The sequence below is a fragment of the Nocardioides ginsengisegetis genome (genome assembly GCF_014138045.1).
GTDB classification, from domain to species: domain Bacteria; phylum Actinomycetota; class Actinomycetes; order Propionibacteriales; family Nocardioidaceae; genus Nocardioides; species Nocardioides ginsengisegetis.
The window spans coordinates 2,326,274-2,347,242 of record NZ_JACGXA010000001.1; the positions used below are offsets into that span (position 1 = coordinate 2,326,274).

The following is a 20,969-nucleotide window of genomic DNA, read 5'->3' on the forward strand; positions in this document are numbered from 1 at the left end:
CAGCTCAGAGGCTCATGGCCTGCGCACGCCGCTTGACCTCCGAGCCGCGGTTCTCCCGCAGCGCGTCGATCGGGCGACCCGGCAGGTCGAGGTCGGTGAAGAGCCACGCGATGCACTCTCGGTCGTCGTAGTGGCCGTCGTGGAGCATCGTGAGCAGCCCCGGGAGGCCCTTGACGACCAGGCCGTCCTGGATGAAGTCGGCAGGGATCTGCTGGCCCGCACCGGGCGTCGGCACCGCGGCGGCGAGCTCGTGCTCGCGGATCATGGTGCGCACCTTGGCCACGGTGACGCCCAGCTCCTGCGCGGCGGCCGCCCAGTCGATCCAGTCGGGGACCAGGGTCGCGAGGTCGGTGTCGGCAGGGCGTGGCTCGGTCATGGGGCCATGGTTCCACCTGCCGGGTGTCCCGCGAAACCGGCGACACGCCACGCCCCGTGCGTCCCTTGAGTCACAGCAGCCGGCGCGGGTAGCGTCGACGACTCCGTCGGCGGACTTCCCCGCCGGACCACTCGGGGTCCGGCCCCGCCCCGGTGTCAGGAGTCGCATGACCTCCGACCACATGTCCCTCTGCCGCCAGCTCGTCGCGTCGGTCCTCACCGGCGTGCTGGGCGCCGGTGCGCTGGCCGCCCTGCTGCTGTCCACCACAGCCCTGGCCCTCGCGCACTCCTCGGCAGGGTCGGGCAGCGACGCGCGCCGCCTCGTCGAGCACCGGGTCCGGCCCGGCGAGACCGCCACCGGGCTGGCCGTCCGCTTCCACGCCTGGACCGACGAGGTGATCGCCCGCAACCACCTGGGCCGCGATGCCCACCTCGACGTCGGGCAGCGGCTCGTCATCCCGGTCGTCGTGGCGGCGGTCCCCCGCCACCACCACGCTCACCACGCCCACCACGCCCACCACGCCCAGCGGACGCACCACCACGCCCGCTCCGCCGTACGCCGCGTGGTGGCCCGCACCGCCGCCGCCCAGGGAGTCGACCCGCAGCTCGCCCTGGCCGTGGCCTGGCAGGAATCGGGCTGGCGGATGGGCCTGCGGTCCGAGGCAGGAGCGATCGGCGCCATGCAGGTGCTGCCGGGCACCGGCGCGTGGATGTCGCTCTACGAGGGCCGCCCGCTCCGGCTGCACCGCCTGCGCGACAACGTCACGGCCGGGGTGCGGCTGCTGGACGTCCTGCTCGACGAGACGACCCGGACGCGTCGAGCGGTGGCGGCGTACTACCAGGGCCTCGGTGCCGTCCGGGCGCACGGCATCTACGCCGAGAGCCGCCCCTACGTCCGCAACGTGCTCGCGATCCGCGACCGTCTCGAGGCGGGTCGCCCGCCCGTCTGACGCGCCACCTGACACGCCGGGGGCGCCTCCGCGCACGGCTGGGATCGCGGTGTCCGTACGATTGGGGCTCCGGATCCTTCCCCGTCCGGCCGCAGGAGGGTCGCTGTGCAGTCAGATCGGCACGCCCGCTCGGGCACCGAGGCTGCCGGTGGCGACCCCACGACCGGGCGGCTCCTGGACGGCAGATATCGCATCGGGCCGCGCATCGCGCGCGGCGGCATGGCCAGCGTCTACGAGGCCACCGACATCCGCCTGGACCGCACGGTCGCGGTCAAGATCATGCACCCGGGGATGGGTGACGACGAGGAGTTCGCGGCCCGGTTCGTCCGGGAGGCGCGTGCCGCGGCCCGGCTCTCCCACCCCCACGTCGTGGCGGTCTACGACCAGGGCGAGGAGGACGGCACCGTCTACCTCGCGATGGAGCTGATCCCCGGCCACACCCTGCGCGACGTCATCCGCAAGGAGGCGCCGATGACGCCGTCGCGGGCCCTGGCGCTGATGGAGCCGGTCCTCTCCGCGCTCGCCGCGGCCCACCGCGCCGGCCTGATCCACCGCGACGTGAAGCCCGAGAACGTCCTGATCGCCGACGACGGCCGGGTCAAGGTCGCCGACTTCGGGCTGGCCAAGGCCGTCAGCGCCGACACTCAGCACACCGCCACGGGCGGCGTCCTGATCGGCACGGTCTCCTACCTCGCCCCCGAGCTGGTGGTCGACGGCCGCGCCGACGCGCGCGCCGACGTCTACGCCGCGGGCGTCGTCCTCTACGAGCTCCTCACCGGCAGCAAGCCCCACGCCGGCGACTCCCCCATCCAGGTCGCCTACAAGCACGTCCACGAGGACGTCCCGCCGCCCAGCGCCGTCGCACCCGGCATCCCGGCGTACGTCGACGCGCTGGTCGCCCGGGCCACCGCCCGGGACCGCAGCCTGCGCCCCGCCGACGCCGCGGTGCTGCTGCACCAGGTCCACCGGGTCGGGCAGGCGCTCGCCGACGGCGTCCAGGACGACCCCGAGCTGACCGCCGACCTCGCGCCGATGCTGCTCCACCCCGACACCGGCGAGCTGGTGGCCGTCGACGACGAGGTCTACGACGGGTCCCACGACGGCGAGGTCACCAGCCCGATCGGGATCCTTCCGGGCCGCACCGTGGAGCGGATGCCGGCGGCACCCGCTCGCACCCCGGCCCCGGTGCCCTCGCGCCCCGGCCCGCCGCCGGCCCGCCCGCCCGCGCGTCGGCGTCGCTGGCGCGGCCCCGTCACGCTCCTGCTGCTGCTCGCGCTGGTCCTCGGCGTCGCCGTCGGGGCCTGGTGGTTCGGCTGGGCGCGCTACACGTCCACCCCGGCCGTGCTCGACCTGACCCGGACCGCCGCCGAGAAGAAGCTGGACGCCGCCGGTCTGCAGATGGAGCTCGGCGGGCCGGACCACAAGAGGCTGCGCATCGACGGCAAGGTCCAGGACATGGTCGGGCAGTTCTCCGAGACGGTCCCGGTCGGCCGGGTCGCCGACTCCGACCCCGACCCGGGCGCCCGGATCCTCGACGGCGGCACCGTCACGGTCGTCCTCTCCCTCGGCCCCGAGCGCTACAAGGTGCCGTCCGTGAAGGGCCTCACCGAGGACCAGGCCCAGGACGCGATCACCGGCAAGCACCTCGACTTCGGTGAGTCGATCGGCCGGTGGTCCGACAGCATCCCCGCCGGCACCGTGCTGGGCAGCGACCCCAGGGCCGGCACCGTCCTGCGCCCCGGCACGGCCGTCAACATCTTCATCAGCAAGGGCCCCAAGCCCGTCGAGGTGAGGGACTGGACCGGCCGCGACGCCGACAAGGCGCAGGCGTGGTTCGAGGACCGCGGCCTCGTCGTGGACCGCGGCACCGAGGAGTACGACGACAACGTCGCCGAGGGCCACGTCATCTCCCAGACCCCCGCCAGCGGCACCCTGCACCGCGGCGACACGGTCAAGCTCGTCGTGTCCAAGGGGCCCGAGCTGGTCGAGGTGCCCGGCGGGATCATCGCCTCGGGCGTCGACGCGGCCCGGGCCAAGCTCGAGGCCCTGGGCTTCCGGGTCGACGTCCAGAACAGCGACCACTACCTCGGCCTGGGCTACGTCTACGAGATGGACCCGCACTCCGGTGACATGGTGCCCCGGGGCTCCACGATCACGCTCTTCCAGATCTGACCGTCTCGGGCATTCACCCGATCGTCGCGAGCCCCGATAGCGTTGGCTGGTGATCGACGAGCCGGCCCTGCGCAACCCCATCGGCACCCACGTCCCCGTCGGCAAGGGCCTCACGGCCGGCGCCCTCGCGACCGCCCTCGAGCTGGGCTGTGAGACGTTCCAGGTCTTCGTCGGCAACCCGCGCGGCTGGGCCCTCTCGGCCGGCACGCCCACGGAGGACGCGCGGTTCCGCGACGCCGCCGGCGAGGCCGGGATGCGCGTCTTCATCCACGCGCCGTACCTCGTCAACCTCGGCTCCCCGACCGCCGCGACGTACGAGAAGTCCGTCGCCGTCGTGGCCCACAACCTCAAGCGGGCCGCCGAGATCGGCGCCGAGGGCGTCGTGGTGCACACCGGCTCCTACGTCGACCCGACGGGCAGCGAGGAGCAGTACGCCGCCGCGATGCGGCAGGTCCGCGAGGGCCTGCTGCCTGTGCTCGAGGCCCTGGGCGAGGACGGGCCGTCCCTGCTGCTCGAGCCGACCGCCGGCCAGGGACGGTCGCTGTGCGCCGGCGTCGACGACCTCGAGCCCTACCTCGCCGCGCTCGACCTGCACCCGAAGGCCGGGATCTGCCTGGACACCTGCCACGTGTTCGCGGCCGGCGCCCCGCTCGACGAGCCCGGCGGCACCGCCGCGACCGTCGACCGGATCGTCGAGATCGGCGGTCCCGGGCGGCTGCGGCTGATCCACGCCAACGACTCGATGGACGTGCGCGGCGCGTTCAAGGACCGCCACCAGAAGATCGGCGAGGGACACATCGGGACCGACGCGTTCGTCGACCTCTTCGCCCACGAGGCGACCGCGGGCGTGCCGTTCGTGCTGGAGACGCCCGGCTCGCGTGACCCCGGCAACGCCGACATCCCGCTGCTCAAGCAGCTCCGCAAGGTGGCGCACGCGTGACGGAGGCCCGTCGTACGACGCTCCTGGCCACCTCGGCGCTGCTGGCGATGACGGCGTGCTGGGGCTCGACGTTCTTCCTGATCCACGACCTGCTCGACCGGGTGCCGACCCTGGACTTCCTGGCGGTGCGGTTCACCATCGCGAGCGTCGCACTGCTGCTCGTCGCGCCGCGCGCGGTGGGCCGTCTCTCCCCCGAGGTCCGGCGGCACGCGGTCGTGCTCGGCCTGCTCTACGGGGTCGCGCAGATCCTGCAGACCGCCGGGCTGGCGCACACCCCGGCGAGCGTGTCCGGCTTCATCACGGGGATGTACGTCGTGTGCACGCCGCTGTTCGCCGCGGTCCTGCTCCGGTCGCGGATCACCCTCCTGACGTGGGCGGCCGTGGCGCTGGCGACAGCGGGGCTCGCGGTGCTGACCCTCGACGGCCTCTCGGTCGGCTTCGGCGAGGCGATCACCCTGGTCTCCGCCCTGCTCTACGCCCTGCACATCGTCGGGCTGGGCGCGTGGTCGACGGCCCGGGACGCCCTCGGCATGTCGATCCTGCAGATCATCGTGATCGCGGTGGTCTGCCTCGTCGCGACCGCACCCGACGGCGTCACGCTGCCGGACAACACCCGCGACTGGCTGTCGATCACCTACATGGCGCTGTTCGCCGGCGCGCTCGCGCTGGTCGGCCAGACGTGGGCGCAGGCGCACCTCGCCCCGACTCGCAGCGCGATCATCATGAGCATGGAGCCGGTCTTCGCGGCGTTCTTCGCGGTGCTGCTGGGTGGCGAGGCGACCACGCTGCGGATGGTGGGCGGCGGGCTGATGGTGCTGACCGCGATGGTGCTCGTCGAGCTGGTGCCGCGCCGCAAGGTCGAGGCCGAGGTCCAGCACATCGCGGTGTGAGCCCGGTCCGGATCACGGACAGCCCGGGGCCGGCGCCGGCCCGCGACCTACGCTCGTCCGCATGACGTCGACCTATTTCTTTGGACACTCGCCGGGAGCTCCCGTGCGGGCCGTCCTCTAGGTCGCGTCCCCACCACCACCATCGCCCCCGGCCGTGCCGCGGGGCGATCGCATTCTCTGGCCCCGACGACGTGGCCGCCCGTCACTCGGGGCACCACCCAGAGAAGAGGAACCATCATGGTCGTCGTCATGTCGCCGGATGCCACCGACGAGGACATCGCCCACGTCGTCGAGAAGGTCGAGGGGGTCGGCGGGGAGGCGTTCGTCTCCAAGGGCGTCGTCCGCACCATCATCGGGCTGGTCGGCGACATCGACTCCTTCCACCACCTCAACCTGCGCACCCTCAAGGGCGTCGCGGACGTGCACCGGATCTCCGACCCCTACAAGCTCGTCAGCCGCCAGCACCACCCCGACCGCTCGACGGTGTGGGTCGGGCAGCCCGGCCACCAGGTGCCGATCGGTCCCGACACCTTCACGTTCATCGCCGGCCCCTGCGCCGTCGAGACGCCCGAGCAGACCCTCGAGGCGGCCCGGATGGCCAAGTCGGCGGGCGCCACAATCCTGCGCGGCGGGGCGTTCAAGCCGCGGACGTCGCCGTACGCCTTCCAGGGGCTGGGCCTCGCGGGCCTGGAGATCCTCGTCGACGTGCGCCGGGTCACGGGCCTGCCGATCGTCACGGAGGTCGTGGACGCGCGCGACGTCCCGGTCGTGGCCGAGCACGCCGACATGCTGCAGATCGGCACCCGCAACATGGCCAACTTCGGCCTGCTGCAGGCGGTCGGCGACGCCGGCAAGCCGGTGCTGCTCAAGCGCGGCATGACCGCCACGATCGAGGAGTGGCTGATGGCGGCGGAGTACATCGCCCAGCGCGGCAACCTCGACGTCGTCCTGTGCGAGCGCGGGATCCGCACGTTCGAGCCGGCCACCCGCAACACCCTCGACATCTCCGCCGTCCCGGTCGTCCAGGCGACCAGCCACCTGCCGGTGATCGTCGACCCGTCGCACGCCGCGGGCCGCAAGGACCTCGTGGTCCCGCTCTCCCGGGCTGCCATCGCGGTCGGCGCCGACGGGGTCATCGTCGACGTCCACCCCGACCCCGAGACGGCGCTGTGCGACGGGCCCCAGGCCCTGCTCGGGACCGAGCTGCGCGAGCTCGCCCAGGCCGTACGCCGGCTCCCGCCGATGGTCGGGCGGGCCGACTCCGGTGAGCGGGTGCGCACCGCCTGAGACGTGCGGCCCGTTGGGCCGTTCGCCTACTGTGGCGCTCGATCAGGAGGAGTTCTTCGATGGAGACGTGTGCGAGCTGCGGGACCGCGCTCGGTGCCGGACGGTTCTGCACCCACTGCGGACAGCGCGTGGACGCGCCGGCCGCCCCGGCGGGCGGCGGCCCCGAGCAGACCGCGGTGCTGGAGCTCGACGACTGGCGCACCGGCACCGCCGAGCGGCCAGCCGTCCCGGGGGCGGCCGCGCCGCGGGGCGTCGGGGCGGTCCCGCCGCCGCTGCCGCCCGTGCCGTCGTACGACCCCGCCGGCGTCGACGCCCCGCGCTTCCCGCTCTTCGCCGACCAGGTGGAGCCCGGCACGCTGGCGCCTCCCCCACCCGACCGCGGTCGGCCGGCCTGGCTGCCGTGGGCGGTCGGCGGTGCCGTGCTGCTGCTCGTCGCCGTGCTCGGCGGGGTGCTGCTCGGCGGTGGGGACGACGACCCGCAGGCCAAGGACACCGCCCCGTCGAGCACCGACGGCTCGACGCAGTCCAGGCCGAAGGGCAAGCCCACCCCCTCTCACAGCGCCGCGCCGGGTGAGTCCGGGGACGTCGCCCGCTACGCCACCGTGCAGGTCCCGGCGACCGCGCCGCCCAACCAGGACGTGAGCGGCAACATGGTCCGCTACGAGGGCCGCAACATGCTCGACGGCGTGGCCGACACCTGCTGGCGGATGACCGGCGACGGCACCGGCCGCGAGATCACCGTCACGCTCGACGGCCCCACCACGCTGACGCAGGTCGGCATGATCAACGGCTACGCCAAGTCCGCGGTCGGCGCCGGGGGCGGCACGCTCGACTGGTACCACGGCAACCGCCGGATCATGGCGGTCGAGTGGTCCTTCGACGACGGCTCGTCCTACAGCCAGACGTTCGAGGACACCAAGGCCATGCAGACGATCGACATCGACCCGGTGACGACCCGCACGGTCACGATCCGGCTGGTCTCGGTCAGCGCCCCCGGCACCGGCCGGGCGGCCCGCAACAACACCGCCATCAGCGACCTGACGCTCGTCGGCACTCCTGCCTGAGGCTGACTCGGCGGGCTGGTCGGGTGCTGACTGGGGTGCGCCGCGCTCCGCCGCCGCCCCGCCCCAGGCGCACCCCCGAACAGCTGGAGCGGTGAGCCATGAACCGAACCCGACCTGGAAACGGTTCACCACCCACCGCCCGGCCGACCCGACGGTGAGCCATGAACCGAACCGGACAGGCAAAGGGGTCACAGCTCACCGCTCCCGCCGCCAGGGCGCCCGCGCATGCGGGCGGCGCGGCGAAGCCGTGCCGACAAGCGCGCCGCCGGGCCGACCGTCCGGGTCCCGGAGTCAAGGACGCCGCAGGCGCCGCGCAGCGGACCGAGCGAAGCGAGGGTCCTTGACGCCGGGAGACGGTTGGCCACGCGCGCGGGCGCCGAGCCACCGGCGGACAGACGCGCCGACTCGACGGGGGTCTCAGGCCAGCTTGGCGAACACCGACGCTGCCTTCTCGGCGTCGTCGCGGGTGATGTCGAGGTGCGTCACGAGGCGTACGGCGGTGGGCCCGACCGGGGCGACGAGCACGCCGCCCTCGCGGGCCGCGGCCACGAACGCCGCCGCGTCGCTGCGCTCGACGACCACGATGTTGGTGTCGACGGTGGCCGGGTCGGTGCCGGCCGCCTCGGCCAGCAGCCGGGCATGGGCGTGGTCGTCGGCGAGCCGCTCGACGTGGTGGTCGAGGGCGTGCAGCCCGGCCGCGGCGAGGATGCCGGTCTGGCGCATGCCGCCGCCCATCCGCTTGCGCCAGATGCGGGCCTCGGCGATCGCGTCGGCCGAGCCGACCATCAGCGAGCCGACCGGGGCGCCCAGGCCCTTGGACAGGCAGACCGCCAGGACGTCGGCGACCGCGCCGTACTCGGAGAGCGGGACGCCGGTCGCGACGTGGGCGTTCCAGATCCGGGCGCCGTCCATGTGGACGGCCGCGCCGACGCCGGTGGCGAACTCGCGGAGGTCCTGCAGGTCGGCCAGCGGGAGGACCGCGCCGCCGGCGAAGTTGTGGGTGTTCTCGACGGAGATCGCCGCGGTCGGCACGAAGAAGGGGCCCATGTCGGGGGCGAAGAGGTCCCGGATGACCGGCAGGTCGACCTGGCCCCGAGCGTTGATCCAGGTGCGCATCGTGATGCCGGAGTAGGCGCCGTGGGCACCGAGCTCGGCGCGCGCGATGTGGGCGCGCGACTCGCAGAGCACCTCCTGGCCGGGGGCGACCAGCGAGCGGACGGCCAGCACGTTGGCCATCGAGCCGGTGGGCATGAACAGCGCCGCCTCGTGGCCGAACAGGCCGGCGACCCGCTCCTCGAGCACGCGGACCGTCGGGTCCTCGCCGTAGACGTCGTCACCGACCTCGGCGTGCGCCATCGCGGCGCGCATCGACTCGGTCGGGCGGGTCAGGGTGTCGCTGCGGAGGTCGATCATGCCTTGCGGAGCATCTCGGCCACGAGGAACGCCAGCTCGAGGGACTGGACCCGGTTGAGCCGCGGGTCGCAGACCGACTCGTAGCGGCCGCCGAGGTCGGCCTCGAGCAGCTCCTCGCCGCCGCCGACGCACTCGGTGACGTCGTCGCCCGTGAGCTCGACGTGCACACCGCCGGGCCAGGTGCCGAGCGCGCGGTGCACGTCGAAGAAGCCCTGGACCTCCTCGATCACGTCGTCGAAGCGGCGCGTCTTGTAGCCGGACGAGGCCTCGAAGGTGTTGCCGTGCATCGGGTCGCAGACCCACGCGACCTCGACGCCGGCGGCGTTGACCTTCTCCACCAGGTGCGGGAGGCCCTCGCGGATCTTGCCGGCACCGAAGCGGGTGATGAAGGTCAGGCGGCCGGGCTCGTTGTGCGGGTTGAGCTTGGCGGCGAGCGCCAGCGCGTCGTCCGGCGTGGTGGTCGGCCCGAGCTTCACCCCGATGGGGTTCTTGATGTGACTGAGCAGCTCGACGTGGGCGTTGTCGAGCTGGCGGGTCCGCTCCCCGATCCACACGAAGTGGCCGGAGACGTCGTACGGCGTGTTGGTGCGCGAGTCGACGCGCGTCATGGCGTGCTCGTACTCCAGGACGAGCGCCTCGTGGCTGGAGTGGAAGTCGACCCGGTGGAACTCGTCGGGGTCGGCGCCGATCGCCTGCATGAAGGTGAGCGCCCGCTCGATCTCGGAGGCCATCTCCTCGTAGCGCTGGCCGACCGGGGACTCGCGCACGAAGTCGGTGTTCCAGGTGTGCACCTGGCGCAGGTCGGCGTAGCCGCCGGTGACGAAGGCGCGCACGAGGTTGAGGGTCGCGGCGGAGGAGTTGTAGACGTCGACGAGGCGCTGCGGGTCGGGGATCCGCGCGGCCTCGGTGAAGTCGAAGCCGTTGACGGCGTCGCCGCGGTAGGCCGGCAGGGTCACGCCGTCGCGGGTCTCGAGGTCGCTGGAGCGGGGCTTGGCGTACTGGCCGGCGATCCGGCCCACCTTCACGACCGGCACGGACGCGGCGTAGGTCAGCACGACCGCCATCTGGAGCAGCACCCGCAGCTTGTTGCGGACGTTGTCGGCGGTGACGCCGGCGAAGGTCTCGGCGCAGTCGCCGCCCTGGAGCAGGAACGCCTCGCCGCGAGTCACCGCCGCGATCTTGGCCTTGAGGTCGTCGCACTCGCCGGCGAAGACGAGCGGCGGGGCCGTGCGGAGGCGGGCCACGGCGGCGTCGACGGCCCCCTGGTCGGGGTACGTCGGCTGCTGGGCCGGGCCGAGGGCGTGCAGGCTCGCGAGGTCAGGGATGCTCACCGAGCCAGCCTACGCGTCGGTCGCGGCCGCCCGGACCCGGGCGACCGCGACCGAGACGATCACTCCTCCGTCAGTCTTCGAGGTGCTCGATGTCGCGGAAGCCGGTCTTCTGCGCGCGGACGCCGCGGTTGGTGGCCCAGGTCAGCGCCCACAGCACGATGCCGACCAGCAGCATGCCGCCGGCGATCTTGTACTGCACCCAGTCCTCGCTGTCGCGGGCCCACGGGCCGGCGAGGTAGAGGCAGCACACGGCCGCCGCGAACGGCGCCCAGGCCGGGGCCCGGAACTTGCTCTCCGTCGCGGTGTCCCGACGCAGGATGATGCACGCGACGTTGACCACCGCGAAGACGCACAGCAGCAGCAGCGCAGTGGTGCCCGACAGGGCGCCGATCACGGTGGTGTCGGCCTGGTAGGTCACGACCACGATCAGCACCAGTGCGAGGACGGTGGAGAAGAGGATGCCCGCCCACGGCGTACGCCGTCCGGGGAGCACCTTGCCGAGCGAGCGAGGCAGCACGTCCTGGTTGGCCATGCCGTAGAGCAGCCGCGAGGCCATCAGCATGTTGATCAGCGCGGTGTTGGCGACGGCCACCACCGTGAGGAACGGGAAGACCTTGTCGATCGGGATGCCGGGGGCGCCGAGCTGGACGACGTTGAGCAGCACCTTGCCCTCGTCGGCCACGACGCTCTCGACCTGCCCCTCGGGGATCACCGCGATCACCGAGACGGCGACCAGCACGTAGAAGATCACCGCGATGCCGAGGCCGGTGAGCATGATCCGCGGGAAGACCTTCTCGGGGTCCTGGGTCTCCTCGACCATGTTGACCGAGTCCTCGAAGCCGACCATCGCGAAGAACGCGATCGCGGTCGCGACGGTGACGGCGAGGAAGACACCGCGGTCCGAGCCGGACTGGAAGGCCACGATCCGGCCCATGTCGGCGTCGCCCTTGGCCATCACGGAGAAGCCGATCCCGATGACGATGACCAGCGCGGCCATCTCGACGAGGGTCAGCACGACGTTGAACTTCACGCTCTCGCCGACGCCGCGCAGGTTGATCGCGGCGAGGAGCAGCATGAACAGCAGGGCCACCACGGTGATGGCGTTGTTGCCCTGCGGCACGTGCCAGCCGATCGCGTCGAAGCCCGCCAGCAGGTTGGTCGCGAGCAGGTTGGACGACGTGGAGGCGCTGGTGATGCCCGAGCAGACGACGGCGAACGCCACGAGGAACGTGACGAAGTGCAGGCCGAAGGCCTTGTGGGTGTAGAGCGCCGCGCCCGCGGCCTGGGGGTACTTGGTGACGAGCTCGAGGTAGGACAGGGCGGTCAGGGTGGCCACGCCGAAGGCCACGAGGAACGGCACCCAGACGATCCCGCCGACCTCCAGCGCCATCTCGCCGGTGACGGCGTAGACGCCCGCACCGAGGATGTCGCCGACGATGAACAGGAGCAGGAGCTTGGGTCCCATCACCCGCTTGAGGTCGGGTTGGGGTCCGTTGACGTCGAGCGCTTCGGTCGTGCTGCTGGCCATCGATGGCCTCCGTGTCCGAGGGGTCAGGTCCGCGTCATCGTGCCAGACAACCTGCCAACAGCCTGCCTCCGGCGGTGCGGGACGGTCGCCGAAACCGACGACAAGGGCCCAGAACGGGACCACACTGGGAGCCGGAGTCCCATGACTTCGGGACCGCACGCGCACGACGCTGGACGTGTCCGGCACCGGGCCGGACCCGAACCCAGGAGGTATCCCATGCTCCGCCAGCACCCCGCCCGCGTCCTCGGCGTCGTCGCCGCCGTCGCGATCGCCCTGTTCCTGCTCTCCGCGCCCGGCGCCGACGACACCAGCGGCGCCTGGTACTACATCAGCGCCTTCGGCTGGTTCGGGTTCCTGATCACCGCGCTGCTCTTCATCGTGCTCGGCCTGGTGGTGGCCGTCCAGGCGGTCGGACGTCGCCGGGCCGCCCACTGACGCCCCTCCGCCGCCACCGATGATCGTCGCCCGCCGCCTGCTCGAGGCCTCGCTGCACCGCATCGTCTACACGATCCTGTACGCGCTGGTCGCGCTGGCGGCGGTCAACTTCGCCGTGCCGGTGCTGCGGGAGTACTCCGGCACCAACGAGCAGGTCATCGGCCTGGGCGTCCTGCTGGTGCTGGTCATCGAGGCCCTCGGCACCCGCCTGCACCGGCTTGTCGACTGGCTGCTCTACGGGAGCCGTGCCGACCCCACCGCCGTCACGGCCAGGCTCGCCCGGCCGCTGGAGGACACCGACGGCGCCACGGCGCCCCTGGCCCTCCTCGAGGCGCTCGCCGACACCCTGCGGCTCACCCACGTCGCGGCCGTCGTCCCCGACGTCACCGGCGCGGGCGGCGACGACGTGCTGCTCGAGATCGGCACGTCGTACGGCGGTGCCCGCACGTTCCCGATCCGGCACGCCGGCACCGACCTGGGCGAGCTCCGCGCCGCCCGTCGTGGTGAGCCGCTCGACTCGCGCGACGAGCGCCTCTTGGGCGCGGCCGCCGCCCAGCTCGGCCTCGTGCTGCACGCGGCCCGCCTCACCGAGGAGCTGCGCGCCGCGCGGGAGACCCTGGTGGCCGCGGGCGAGGACGAGCGTCGGCGGCTGCGGCGCGAGATCCACGACGGCGTGGGCCCGACCCTGGCCGGCATCGCCCTCGGCCTGGAGTCGGCCGAGCGCGCGGTGACCCGCGACCCGGCCCGGGCGCAGGCGCTGCTGCACGACGTCCGGGCCGACCTGACCGACCTGCTCGACGAGGTGCGCCGCGTGGTCGAGGGACTGCGCCCGCCGCTGCTCGACGAGGTCGGCCTGGTCGGCGCGCTCGAGCAGCTGGCGTCGTCGTTCCAGCAGCGGACGGGCTGCCCGGTCGCGGTGCACGGCGACGTGTCCCGGCCGCTGCCGGCCGCGGTCGAGGTGGCGGCCTTCCGGATCGGGGCGGAGGCGCTGACCAACGTGGCCCGGCACGCGCGGGCGACCCACACCCGCGTGGACGTGGGGCTGGACGGGCCCGAGCTGGTGCTGCGCGTCGACGACGACGGCCGCGGTGGGGTCGCGGACCGTCCCGGCGGCAACGGCCTGGGCTCGATGCGGACCCGGGCCGAGGAGGTCGGCGGGTCCCTCACGTTGACCAGCACCCCCGCCGGGACGACGCTCACCGCCCGGTTGCCGGTGCCCCTCGCCGCCAGGACGGCCTCGTGAACGGCCGACCGATGCGCGTCGTGGCGGTCGACGACCACCCGGTGTTCCTGCGCGGGATCGTGGCCTGCCTCGAGGACGCGCCCGACGTCGAGGTCTGCGGCACCGCGACGAGCGCGGCCGACGCGCTCGCGACCATCGCCGCCACCGCCCCCGACGTGGTCCTGCTCGACCTGAACCTCGGCGACGGCAACGGGATCGCCGTGACCCGGTCGCTGCGCGCGGACGGGTTCCGGGGCGCGGTGCTGGTGCTGACGATGTACGAGGACGAGCTGGCCTTGCGGGCCGCCTTCGAGGCGGGCGCCCGCGGCTACCTGCTCAAGGGCGCCGACCAGGACGAGATCCTCGGCGCGCTGCGCACCGTCGTCGCCGGCGGTCTCGTCGTCGGCGCCCAGCTCGCCGACCGCCTCGCCGACCTCCTGGGCAGCACCCGTCCCGAGGCACCCCGCCGCGTGGCCGGGCTCAGTGACCGGGAGACCGAGGTGCTGTCGCTGATCGTGGCCGGCCGCACCAACACCGAGATCACCCGGGAGCTCGTGGTGAGCGCCAAGACGGTGCGCAACCACATCACCAACATCTTCGCCAAGCTCGGCGTCACCGACCGCGAGCAGGCGGTCGAACGGGCCCGGGAGCTGGGGCTGTCACACCGGCTCGGCGACCCGCGCTGGCAGTGAGGGTGCTCAGCCGAAGTCCGGTTCGGCATCAGGTCGTGGTTGATGGGTGAAAGTGTCGGTGCGTCACGGCACAGTGCCTGGCATGCCGAAGTCCCGCCCCCAGTTGCCCACCCGTGTGGTGGCCCCGGGCAATGGCGTCTCGGTGCGGACCCGGCTGCGGCTCGACTCCGACGAACGGGTGCTGCTCGAGGCGATCGGGGCCCACCTCACCAGGGCACGAAACAGCGACCTGGCCGCCGCGCGGCGTGGCGAGAAGGCGAACCACCGCTACAAGGCCCTGGTCGAGCAGTTCGGGATCCACTCGCGGTACGCGGGCACGATCTGCCTCGACAACGACGCTGCGACCAAGGCCGCCAAGGAGCACCTGCGGCGGCACCTCGCCGGCCTGCGGCGCGCGGTCGCGACCCTCGAACACCGCATCAGCGCACCCACACGGTCCAGTTGCGGATGCGGTGAGCGCCGAGGTTGCTCGTCCTGTCGGGGTGGGTACGCGACGGCGAACGAGCGGTGGCAGAAGCTAAGGCGGCTCGATGCTCGGCGCGCGGAGCTGGCCCGGGTCGAGACACGGCTGGCGGCCAAGGACTACCCGGTCGTGTACGGCGGCCGGCGACTTGCCGGCACCCGCCACCACTTGGGCAAGGCCGGACTCACTGAGACTCAGTGGCGCCGAGCCTGGTCCGAGGCGAGGCACTGGTTCGGGTGCGCGGGAAACGCCGGCAAGTCGGGCGGGAACCCGTGCCTGACCCTCACCCGCGGCGACGGCGGCCGCTGGCACCTCACCGTCTCGGTCCCCAAGCCCATCGCCGAGCAGTTCGGTACGTCCACACGCGTGCAGCTGCGGCATCCCATCGCACTGCATCACCGCAGCCGCGAGCTCGAGGAACGACTCAATGCCCGCTCCGCGGTGCGGGTCGACCTCCAGCCAGACACCGACACCAAGGGCCGGGCGCGGACCTACCTGCGGCTCTCCTGGGTGCGCCCCGCACCCGAGGCCGTCGACCTGGCCGCGGCGCGGGCCGGTGGTGTGGTCGGGGTCGACCTGAACGCCGACCACCTCGCCGCCACCCATGTCGACGGATCAGGAAACCCGGTCGGCAGGCCCGTGCGGATCCCCCTGGATCTGGCCGATGCCTCCACACGCACACGGGACGGTCGACTTCGTGCCGCAGTCACCGCCGTTCTGGAGCACGCGAAGACCACCGGGGCGACCGCTGTCGCGGTCGAGGACCTCGACTTCACCGACTCCAAGACCCGCGAGAAATTCGGTCGTCGCAGGACGTTCCGCCACCTGATCGCCGGGTTCCCCACCGCCCAGTTCAAGGACCGGGTCGTCGCGATGGCGGCCACCCAGGGGCTCGCGGTCATCGCGGTCGATCCGCGCTACACCAGCCGGTACGGCGGCGCGTCGTGGCAGCGTGCCCTGTCCACCCCCACAGTTGTCGCGACCAGGCACGAGGGTGCCTCGGTCGCGATCGGACGCCGAGCCCTCGGGCACGGCCTCACCACCCGAGCCGGCCGCAAGACCGGTCCCGGGAAGCCGCGCCAGCGGCCCGTTCCCCACCAGTGCGATGGAAGCGATGCCCGCCCCAGTGCGGGCCAGGAACGGGCAACCACTGACACGACTGAGGCCACCATCCGAACCGGCGCCCACACACCACCCGTTCACACACGACAGCCCTCCCGGCACCCACCCCAAGCATCGGGAGTGGCGACGCCTGGAGGGCTGACGGAACAGGTGCACGCCGGGCATAGGTTCCCCGGGTCCCCACACACAGGGTGAGGAAGAACGGCCAGCGGGAGGTCCCATCGGAACACACCCCGCTGCCGAACCTAGCCGAAGAAGACCTGCGCCTCGGCGTACTCCTCGTCGCTGACGAGCTTGAGCTCGCCGGTGCCCTCGATGAGCGGGACGCGCACGATGCGGGTGCCGCGCAGCGCCATCATCGTGCCGAAGTCGCCCTCGGCGACGGCGTCGATCGCCTGGAGGCCGAAGCGGGTGGCCAGCCAGCGGTCGAACGCCGTGGGCGTGCCGCCGCGCTGGATGTGGCCCAGGACGACCGCCCGGGCCTCCTTGCCGGTGCGGTTCTCGATCTCGTGGGCGAGCCGGTCGCCGATGCCGCCGAGGCGGACGTGGCCGAAGGCGTCCTTCTCCCCCGACACCAGCGTCATGTCGCCGCCCTCGGCGGGGACCGCGCCCTCGGAGACCACGATGATCGGGGCGTACTTGGTCTTGAAGCGGGTCTCGACGTGCGCGCAGAGCGCGTCGATGTCGAAGGGCTGCTCGGGGATCAGGACGGCGCTGGCGCCCCCGGCGATCCCGGAGTGCAGCGCGATCCAGCCGGCATGGCGGCCCATCACCTCCACGACGAGGACGCGGTGGTGGGACTCGGCGGTGGTGTGCAGCCGGTCGATGGCCTCGGTCGCGATGTTGACCGCGGTGTCGAAGCCGAAGGTGAAGTCGGTGCCGGAGAGGTCGTTGTCGATCGTCTTGGGCACGCCGACGACGTTGACGCCGAGGTCGGCCAGCTTGGTCGCGACGCCGAGGGTGTCCTCGCCGCCGATCGCGACGAGCGCCTCCACGCCGTCCTTGGCGAGGTTCTCCTCGATCCGCTCGACGCCCCCGTCGATCTTGAAGGGGTTGGTGCGGCTGGATCCCAGGATCGTGCCACCGCGGGGCAGGATGCCGCGGCACTGCTCGACGCCGAGCTCCATCGTCGCGCCCTCGAGCGGGCCCCGCCAGCCGTCGCGGTAGCCCACGAACTCGAAGCCGTGCTGGCGCACGCCCTTGCGGACCACGGCCCGGATGACGGCGTTCAGGCCGGGGCAGTCCCCGCCTCCGGTGAGTACTCCGACGCGCATGCCAGCTCCTGGGAAGTGGTTCGGGAATTGGATCGTTCAAGGGCGGACTCGACTGTAGTGCGCGTCACCCGACGTGGCCAGAGAGGACCACGCCGTGGTCGGGACCGGGCGGTCAGGCGGCGACCGGCTCCTCGGCCCTGTTGGTGACCCGCGCGGCCGCCGCCGGCAGCGCCGTACCGAGGCGTACGGCGAGGAGCGCCCCGGCCACCGAGACGACGAGCAGCCCCAGCCAGAGGGTGCTCGGCCCGCGCTCGAGCAGCCAGGCGAACGCCAGCGGCGCGATGGTCCCGGCGAGGTTCCAGGCGAGCTGGATCAGCGAGAGGTAGCGACCGCGCAGGTGCTCGGGCGCGGCCTCGGCCGAGAGCGCGCCGTGCACCGGCCCGCCGAAGAGCTCACCGAGCGTGTAGACCGCCGAGCCGACGAGGACCACCGCGACGGCCAGGACGACGCCGACCCGCGAGGCCCCGAGCATCAGCAGGAAGGACGCCGCGAAGACCGCGTTGGCCAGCAGCAGCACCCGCCAGCGCACGGCCCCGGTCATCGCGCGGACCGCGAAGCCCTGGCCGAAGCCGACCATCACCGTGTTGAGCGTGAATACGGCGCCGGTGACCCAGCCCGGGAGGCCGAGCACGGTCGTGGCGTAGACCGGCATCGCGAAGTTGAGCACCATCATCGACGTCGAGAACACCAGCTGGGTCATCCACAGCAGCCGGTAGGGGCCGTCGCGCAGCACCGTCCCCCACGCGCCGGCCTGCGAGCGGTGGCCGCTGCGCGCGGTGGGCGGCACCGCGAGCAGCAGGCCGAACGCGACGGCGTACGACACCGCGTTGGCGACCACGACCGCGGCGAACGCGCTCTGCGTGCCGATCGTGATGGCCAGGCCAGAAAGCAGGCCGCCGATGGCGAAGCCGACGTTGCGCAGCGCCCCGAGGAAACCGAACCACTTCTCCCGCTCCCCCGGCACCGAGATCGCCGCGACGATGTTGCCGTAGGAGCCCCAGAAGGCCGTGCGGCCGATCGTGATCACGACGGTCCAGGCGGTGACGGTCCAGAAGGAGTCGGTGACGAGGTACGCCGCGTAGCCGATGCCCTGCAGCGCGTTGCCCGCCAGCAGCAGGTGCTTGGCGCCCCACCGGTCCACGAGCCCGCCGAGGAGCGGGCCGGCCGGGAGCGAGACGGCGGAGGCGATCGAGATGATCGCGCCGACCTGCACGAGCGTGAGGTCGGTGGTGACGAGGAAGTAGAGCATGCAGACGGGCATGAACACGCCGCTGCCGATCGCGTCGACCGCGATGGCGGTGACGAAGCGGCGATGCTCGCCCACTGAGGGGAACCCGAGACGGTCGAGGAGGTGCGGCACGGGCACATCCTCCAACTTCAACCCGACTTCAACGCAACTCGGCGAGCCCGGAGGTCGCTAGTCTGCGCGCCATGACCTTCTCGATCGTCGCCCGGTCCGCCGACGGAGAGTCCTGGGGAGTCGCCGTCGCCTCGAAGTTCCTCGCGGTCGGCTCGTGCGTGCCGGCCGCGGTGGCGCAGGTCGGCGCGATCGCCACCCAGGCCGACGCCAACGTCGCCTACAAGGGACTCGCCCTCTCCCACCTCGACGACGGCGCCACCGCCGAGATCGCCCTGCAGCGCCTGCTGGAGGAGGACGACCAGCGCGACCACCGCCAGGTCGGCATCGTCGACATCGACGGCGGCGCGGCCAGCCACACCGGCAGCGCCTGCCTCGACTGGGCCGGCAGCATCACCGGCGACGGCTACGCCATCCAGGGCAACATCCTGGTCGGTGAGGAGGTCGTCGACGCCATGCAGGCCGCCTGGGAGAACTCCGACGACGACGCCCCGCTCGCCCGCCGGCTGCTGGCCGCCCTCGCCGCCGGCGACGAGGCGGGAGGCGACCGCCGGGGGCGGCAGTCGGCCGCGCTCCTCGTCGTACGCGACGGGGCGGGGTACGGCGGCCTGGACGACATCGCCGTCGACCTGCGCGTCGACGACCATGCCGACCCGGTGACCGAGCTGGCCCGGCTGCTCGAGCTCAACGACCTCTACCTGACCGCCTCGACCGAGGAGGAGAAGGTCGTCGTGACGCCGGAGCTCGAGCGGGAGCTCGAGGAACGCGCCACCGCGCTGGGGCACCGCGACTTCCGTGCGTGGGTCGGGTCGGGCAACTACGAGATGCGGGTCGCGGCGGACGGGTCGTGGGTCGACGAGAAGGTCCTCGCGATCCTGCGGGCCGAGGAGACCTCCGCATGAGCGTCCTCGCCATCGACGCCGGCACCACGGGCGTCACCGCCGTCGTCGTCACGCCCGACGGGCAGATCGCGGCCAAGGGCTACCAGGAGTTCGCACAACACTTCCCCAAGCCCGGCTGGGTCGAGCACGCGCCCGAGGAGATCTGGCAGGCCACGCTCGAGGCCGTGCGCGAGGTGCTGACGAAGGTCGACCGCTCCGAGCTGACGGCCATCGGCATCACCAACCAGCGCGAGACGATCCTGCTCTGGGACCGCGAGACGCTCGGCTCGCCCCGGCGGGCGATCGTCTGGCAGGACCGGCGTACGGCCGACATCTGCACGCGCCTGAAGGACGCCGGGCACGAGGAGCGGGTCACCGAGCTCACCGGGCTGCGGCTGGACCCCTACTTCTCCGGCACCAAGCTGATGTGGCTCGCCGAGCAGGAGCCGCACACGTGGGCGCTCGTGGGGTCGGGGCGCTACGCCATCGGCACCGTCGACTCCTACCTCATCGCCCGGATGACCCGCGGCACCTACCACGTCACCGACGTCTCCAACGCCTCGCGCACGCTGCTGTTCGACCTCACGACCGGCGACTGGAGCGACGAGCTCTGCGGTCTCTTCGGCGTCCCCCGCGACGCGCTGCCCGAGCTCGTGCCGTCGTGGGGCGAGATCGCGGTGTCCGACCCCCGCACCTTCCTGGACCTGTCGCTGCCGATCGCGGGCATCGCCGGCGACCAGCAGTCGGCGCTGTTCGGGCAGACCTGCTTCGACGAGGGCGACTCCAAGTGCACCTACGGCACCGGGTCGTTCATCCTCACCAACACCGGGACGTCGCTCGAGCGCTCCTCGGCCGGCCTGCTGTCGACGGCGGCCTGGCGCTCGCCGTCGGGCGAGCTGACCTACGCGCTCGAGGGCGCGATCTTCGTGACCGGCGCGGCCGTGCAGTGGCTGCGCGACGGACTGCAGATCGTCGGGTCCGCGGCCGAGACCGCCGCCATCGCCGCCACCGTGCCGGACACCGAGGGGGTCGTCTTCGTGCCGGCCCTGACCGGGCTCGGCGCTCCGCACTGGGACCCGCACGCCCGCGGCCTGATCATCGGCCTGACGCGGGGCACCACCCGCGGGCACATCGTCCGGGCCACCCTCGAGGCGATCGCCTTCGAGGTCCGCGACGTGCTGGAGACCATGCCGGCCGCCCTCTCCTCGCTCCGCGTCGACGGCGGTGCCGCGGCCAACGACCTGCTCTGCCAGATCCAGGCCGACCAGATCGGCGTGCCCGTCGAGCGGCCGAAGCTCGTCGAGACCACCGCGCTCGGCGCGGCCTTCCTCGCCGGCCTCGGCACCGGGGTGTGGGACTCGACCGACGACCTGCGTCAGACCTGGCAGCTCGACCGGTCGTTCTCCCCTGGTGGTGACCGGGACGCTGCCGATGCCGCGCACCGGCGCTGGATCGACGCCGTCGAGCGCTCCAAGGCCTGGGCGTAGGTCGAGCCGGCGTACCTGTCGGGCTGCTGAGTGTGGCGCCCGCGCGCGTGGCCGACCGTCTCCCGGCGTCAAGGGTTCCCTTCGGC

18 protein-coding genes are annotated in these 20,969 nt (G+C 72.8%); 12 read left to right on the top strand and 6 right to left on the bottom strand.

The window, feature by feature from the left end:
* Nucleotides 1-4 precede the first annotated feature (4 nt).
* Nucleotides 5-376: an Rv2175c family DNA-binding protein gene (locus tag FB382_RS11155; protein WP_125038650.1), complete on the bottom strand. Its 372-nt coding sequence runs from the start codon at nucleotides 374-376 to the stop codon at nucleotides 5-7.
* A gap of 166 nt (nucleotides 377-542) precedes the next feature.
* Between FB382_RS11155 and FB382_RS11160 the strand changes: the two genes are divergently transcribed.
* From FB382_RS11160 to FB382_RS11185, 6 genes are all read left to right on the top strand, one after another.
* Nucleotides 543-1,325, top strand: a complete 783-nt coding sequence (locus FB382_RS11160; protein ID WP_182539158.1) for a transglycosylase SLT domain-containing protein — start codon at nucleotides 543-545, stop codon at nucleotides 1,323-1,325.
* A 105-nt stretch (nucleotides 1,326-1,430) separates the two neighbouring features.
* Nucleotides 1,431-3,497, top strand: a complete 2,067-nt coding sequence (pknB, locus tag FB382_RS11165; RefSeq protein ID WP_182539161.1) for a Stk1 family PASTA domain-containing Ser/Thr kinase — start codon at nucleotides 1,431-1,433, stop codon at nucleotides 3,495-3,497.
* Nucleotides 3,498-3,546: 49 nt separating this feature from the next.
* Nucleotides 3,547-4,437 (top strand): deoxyribonuclease IV, encoded by an 891-nt coding sequence (locus FB382_RS11170; protein ID WP_343055567.1) that lies wholly within the window; start codon nucleotides 3,547-3,549, stop codon nucleotides 4,435-4,437.
* Nucleotides 4,434-5,327, top strand: coding sequence for a DMT family transporter (locus tag FB382_RS11175; protein ID WP_343055568.1), 894 nt, complete (start codon nucleotides 4,434-4,436; stop codon nucleotides 5,325-5,327). The genes FB382_RS11170 and FB382_RS11175 overlap by 4 nt, the downstream gene beginning before the upstream one ends.
* A 237-nt stretch (nucleotides 5,328-5,564) precedes the next feature.
* On the top strand, nucleotides 5,565-6,614 hold the full coding sequence (aroF, locus tag FB382_RS11180; RefSeq protein ID WP_182539163.1) for a 3-deoxy-7-phosphoheptulonate synthase: 1,050 nt from the start codon (nucleotides 5,565-5,567) through the stop codon (nucleotides 6,612-6,614).
* 59 nt (nucleotides 6,615-6,673) lie between these two features.
* The gene (locus FB382_RS11185; RefSeq protein WP_182539165.1) at nucleotides 6,674-7,678 is read left to right on the top strand and encodes an NADase-type glycan-binding domain-containing protein; all 1,005 of its coding nucleotides are present in this window, start codon (nucleotides 6,674-6,676) and stop codon (nucleotides 7,676-7,678) included.
* A gap of 417 nt (nucleotides 7,679-8,095) precedes the next feature.
* Here the strand turns inward: FB382_RS11185 and FB382_RS11190 are convergent, their stop codons facing one another.
* The 3 genes from FB382_RS11190 to FB382_RS11200 all read right to left on the bottom strand — a co-directional run bounded on the left by FB382_RS11190 (nucleotide 8,096) and on the right by FB382_RS11200 (nucleotide 11,950).
* A complete protein-coding gene (locus FB382_RS11190; RefSeq protein WP_182539167.1) occupies nucleotides 8,096-9,091 on the bottom strand; it encodes a threonine aldolase family protein in 996 nt (331 codons plus the stop codon).
* Nucleotides 9,088-10,422 (bottom strand): class II 3-deoxy-7-phosphoheptulonate synthase, encoded by a 1,335-nt coding sequence (locus FB382_RS11195; RefSeq protein ID WP_182539168.1) that lies wholly within the window; start codon nucleotides 10,420-10,422, stop codon nucleotides 9,088-9,090. The genes FB382_RS11190 and FB382_RS11195 overlap by 4 nt, the downstream gene beginning before the upstream one ends.
* 70 nt (nucleotides 10,423-10,492) lie before the next feature.
* Nucleotides 10,493-11,950 carry an APC family permease gene (locus tag FB382_RS11200; protein ID WP_182539170.1) on the bottom strand — a complete coding sequence of 486 codons (1,458 nt, stop codon included), beginning with the start codon at nucleotides 11,948-11,950 and terminating at the stop codon, nucleotides 10,493-10,495.
* Nucleotides 11,951-12,166: 216 nt separating this feature from the next.
* Between FB382_RS11200 and FB382_RS11205 the strand changes: the two genes are divergently transcribed.
* The 4 genes from FB382_RS11205 to FB382_RS11220 all read left to right on the top strand — a co-directional run bounded on the left by FB382_RS11205 (nucleotide 12,167) and on the right by FB382_RS11220 (nucleotide 16,079).
* Nucleotides 12,167-12,385, top strand: coding sequence for a hypothetical protein (locus FB382_RS11205; protein WP_182539172.1), 219 nt, complete (start codon nucleotides 12,167-12,169; stop codon nucleotides 12,383-12,385).
* 19 nt (nucleotides 12,386-12,404) lie between these two features.
* A complete protein-coding gene (locus tag FB382_RS11210) occupies nucleotides 12,405-13,628 on the top strand; it encodes a sensor histidine kinase (protein ID WP_182539174.1) in 1,224 nt (407 codons plus the stop codon).
* Complete coding sequence (locus tag FB382_RS11215; protein WP_220481323.1) at nucleotides 13,625-14,299, top strand: response regulator; 675 nt, start codon at nucleotides 13,625-13,627, stop codon at nucleotides 14,297-14,299. The genes FB382_RS11210 and FB382_RS11215 overlap by 4 nt, the downstream gene beginning before the upstream one ends.
* 82 nt (nucleotides 14,300-14,381) lie before the next feature.
* On the top strand, nucleotides 14,382-16,079 hold the full coding sequence (locus FB382_RS11220; protein WP_182539175.1) for a transposase: 1,698 nt from the start codon (nucleotides 14,382-14,384) through the stop codon (nucleotides 16,077-16,079).
* A 50-nt stretch (nucleotides 16,080-16,129) separates the two neighbouring features.
* On the opposite strand, the gene FB382_RS11225 is transcribed toward FB382_RS11220, so the two are convergent.
* Both FB382_RS11225 and FB382_RS11230 read right to left on the bottom strand, forming a co-directional pair.
* Nucleotides 16,130-17,158: a 6-phosphofructokinase gene (locus FB382_RS11225; RefSeq protein WP_182539178.1), complete on the bottom strand. Its 1,029-nt coding sequence runs from the start codon at nucleotides 17,156-17,158 to the stop codon at nucleotides 16,130-16,132.
* Nucleotides 17,159-17,270: 112 nt separating this feature from the next.
* Complete coding sequence (locus tag FB382_RS11230; RefSeq protein ID WP_343055569.1) at nucleotides 17,271-18,518, bottom strand: MFS transporter; 1,248 nt, start codon at nucleotides 18,516-18,518, stop codon at nucleotides 17,271-17,273.
* Between the two features lie 71 nt (nucleotides 18,519-18,589).
* Between FB382_RS11230 and FB382_RS11235 the strand changes: the two genes are divergently transcribed.
* Nucleotides 18,590-19,417: a DUF1028 domain-containing protein gene (locus FB382_RS11235; protein WP_182539180.1), complete on the top strand. Its 828-nt coding sequence runs from the start codon at nucleotides 18,590-18,592 to the stop codon at nucleotides 19,415-19,417.
* Nucleotides 19,414-20,883, top strand: coding sequence for a glycerol kinase GlpK (gene glpK / locus FB382_RS11240; protein WP_182539182.1), 1,470 nt, complete (start codon nucleotides 19,414-19,416; stop codon nucleotides 20,881-20,883). The genes FB382_RS11235 and glpK overlap by 4 nt, the downstream gene beginning before the upstream one ends.
* Nucleotides 20,884-20,969 lie beyond the last annotated feature (86 nt).

Coding starts and splice junctions, on each gene's coding strand:
- FB382_RS11155 (WP_125038650.1), bottom strand. CDS start 376: ATGACCGAGCCACGCCCTGCCGACACCGACCTCGCGACCCTGGTCCCC.
- FB382_RS11160 (WP_182539158.1), top strand. CDS start 543: ATGACCTCCGACCACATGTCCCTCTGCCGCCAGCTCGTCGCGTCGGTC.
- aroF (WP_182539163.1), top strand. CDS start 5,565: ATGGTCGTCGTCATGTCGCCGGATGCCACCGACGAGGACATCGCCCAC.
- FB382_RS11185 (WP_182539165.1), top strand. CDS start 6,674: ATGGAGACGTGTGCGAGCTGCGGGACCGCGCTCGGTGCCGGACGGTTC.
- FB382_RS11190 (WP_182539167.1), bottom strand. CDS start 9,091: ATGATCGACCTCCGCAGCGACACCCTGACCCGCCCGACCGAGTCGATG.
- FB382_RS11200 (WP_182539170.1), bottom strand. CDS start 11,950: ATGGCCAGCAGCACGACCGAAGCGCTCGACGTCAACGGACCCCAACCC.
- FB382_RS11205 (WP_182539172.1), top strand. CDS start 12,167: ATGCTCCGCCAGCACCCCGCCCGCGTCCTCGGCGTCGTCGCCGCCGTC.
- FB382_RS11210 (WP_182539174.1), top strand. CDS start 12,405: ATGATCGTCGCCCGCCGCCTGCTCGAGGCCTCGCTGCACCGCATCGTC.
- FB382_RS11220 (WP_182539175.1), top strand. CDS start 14,382: ATGCCGAAGTCCCGCCCCCAGTTGCCCACCCGTGTGGTGGCCCCGGGC.
- FB382_RS11225 (WP_182539178.1), bottom strand. CDS start 17,158: ATGCGCGTCGGAGTACTCACCGGAGGCGGGGACTGCCCCGGCCTGAAC.
- FB382_RS11235 (WP_182539180.1), top strand. CDS start 18,590: ATGACCTTCTCGATCGTCGCCCGGTCCGCCGACGGAGAGTCCTGGGGA.
- glpK (WP_182539182.1), top strand. CDS start 19,414: ATGAGCGTCCTCGCCATCGACGCCGGCACCACGGGCGTCACCGCCGTC.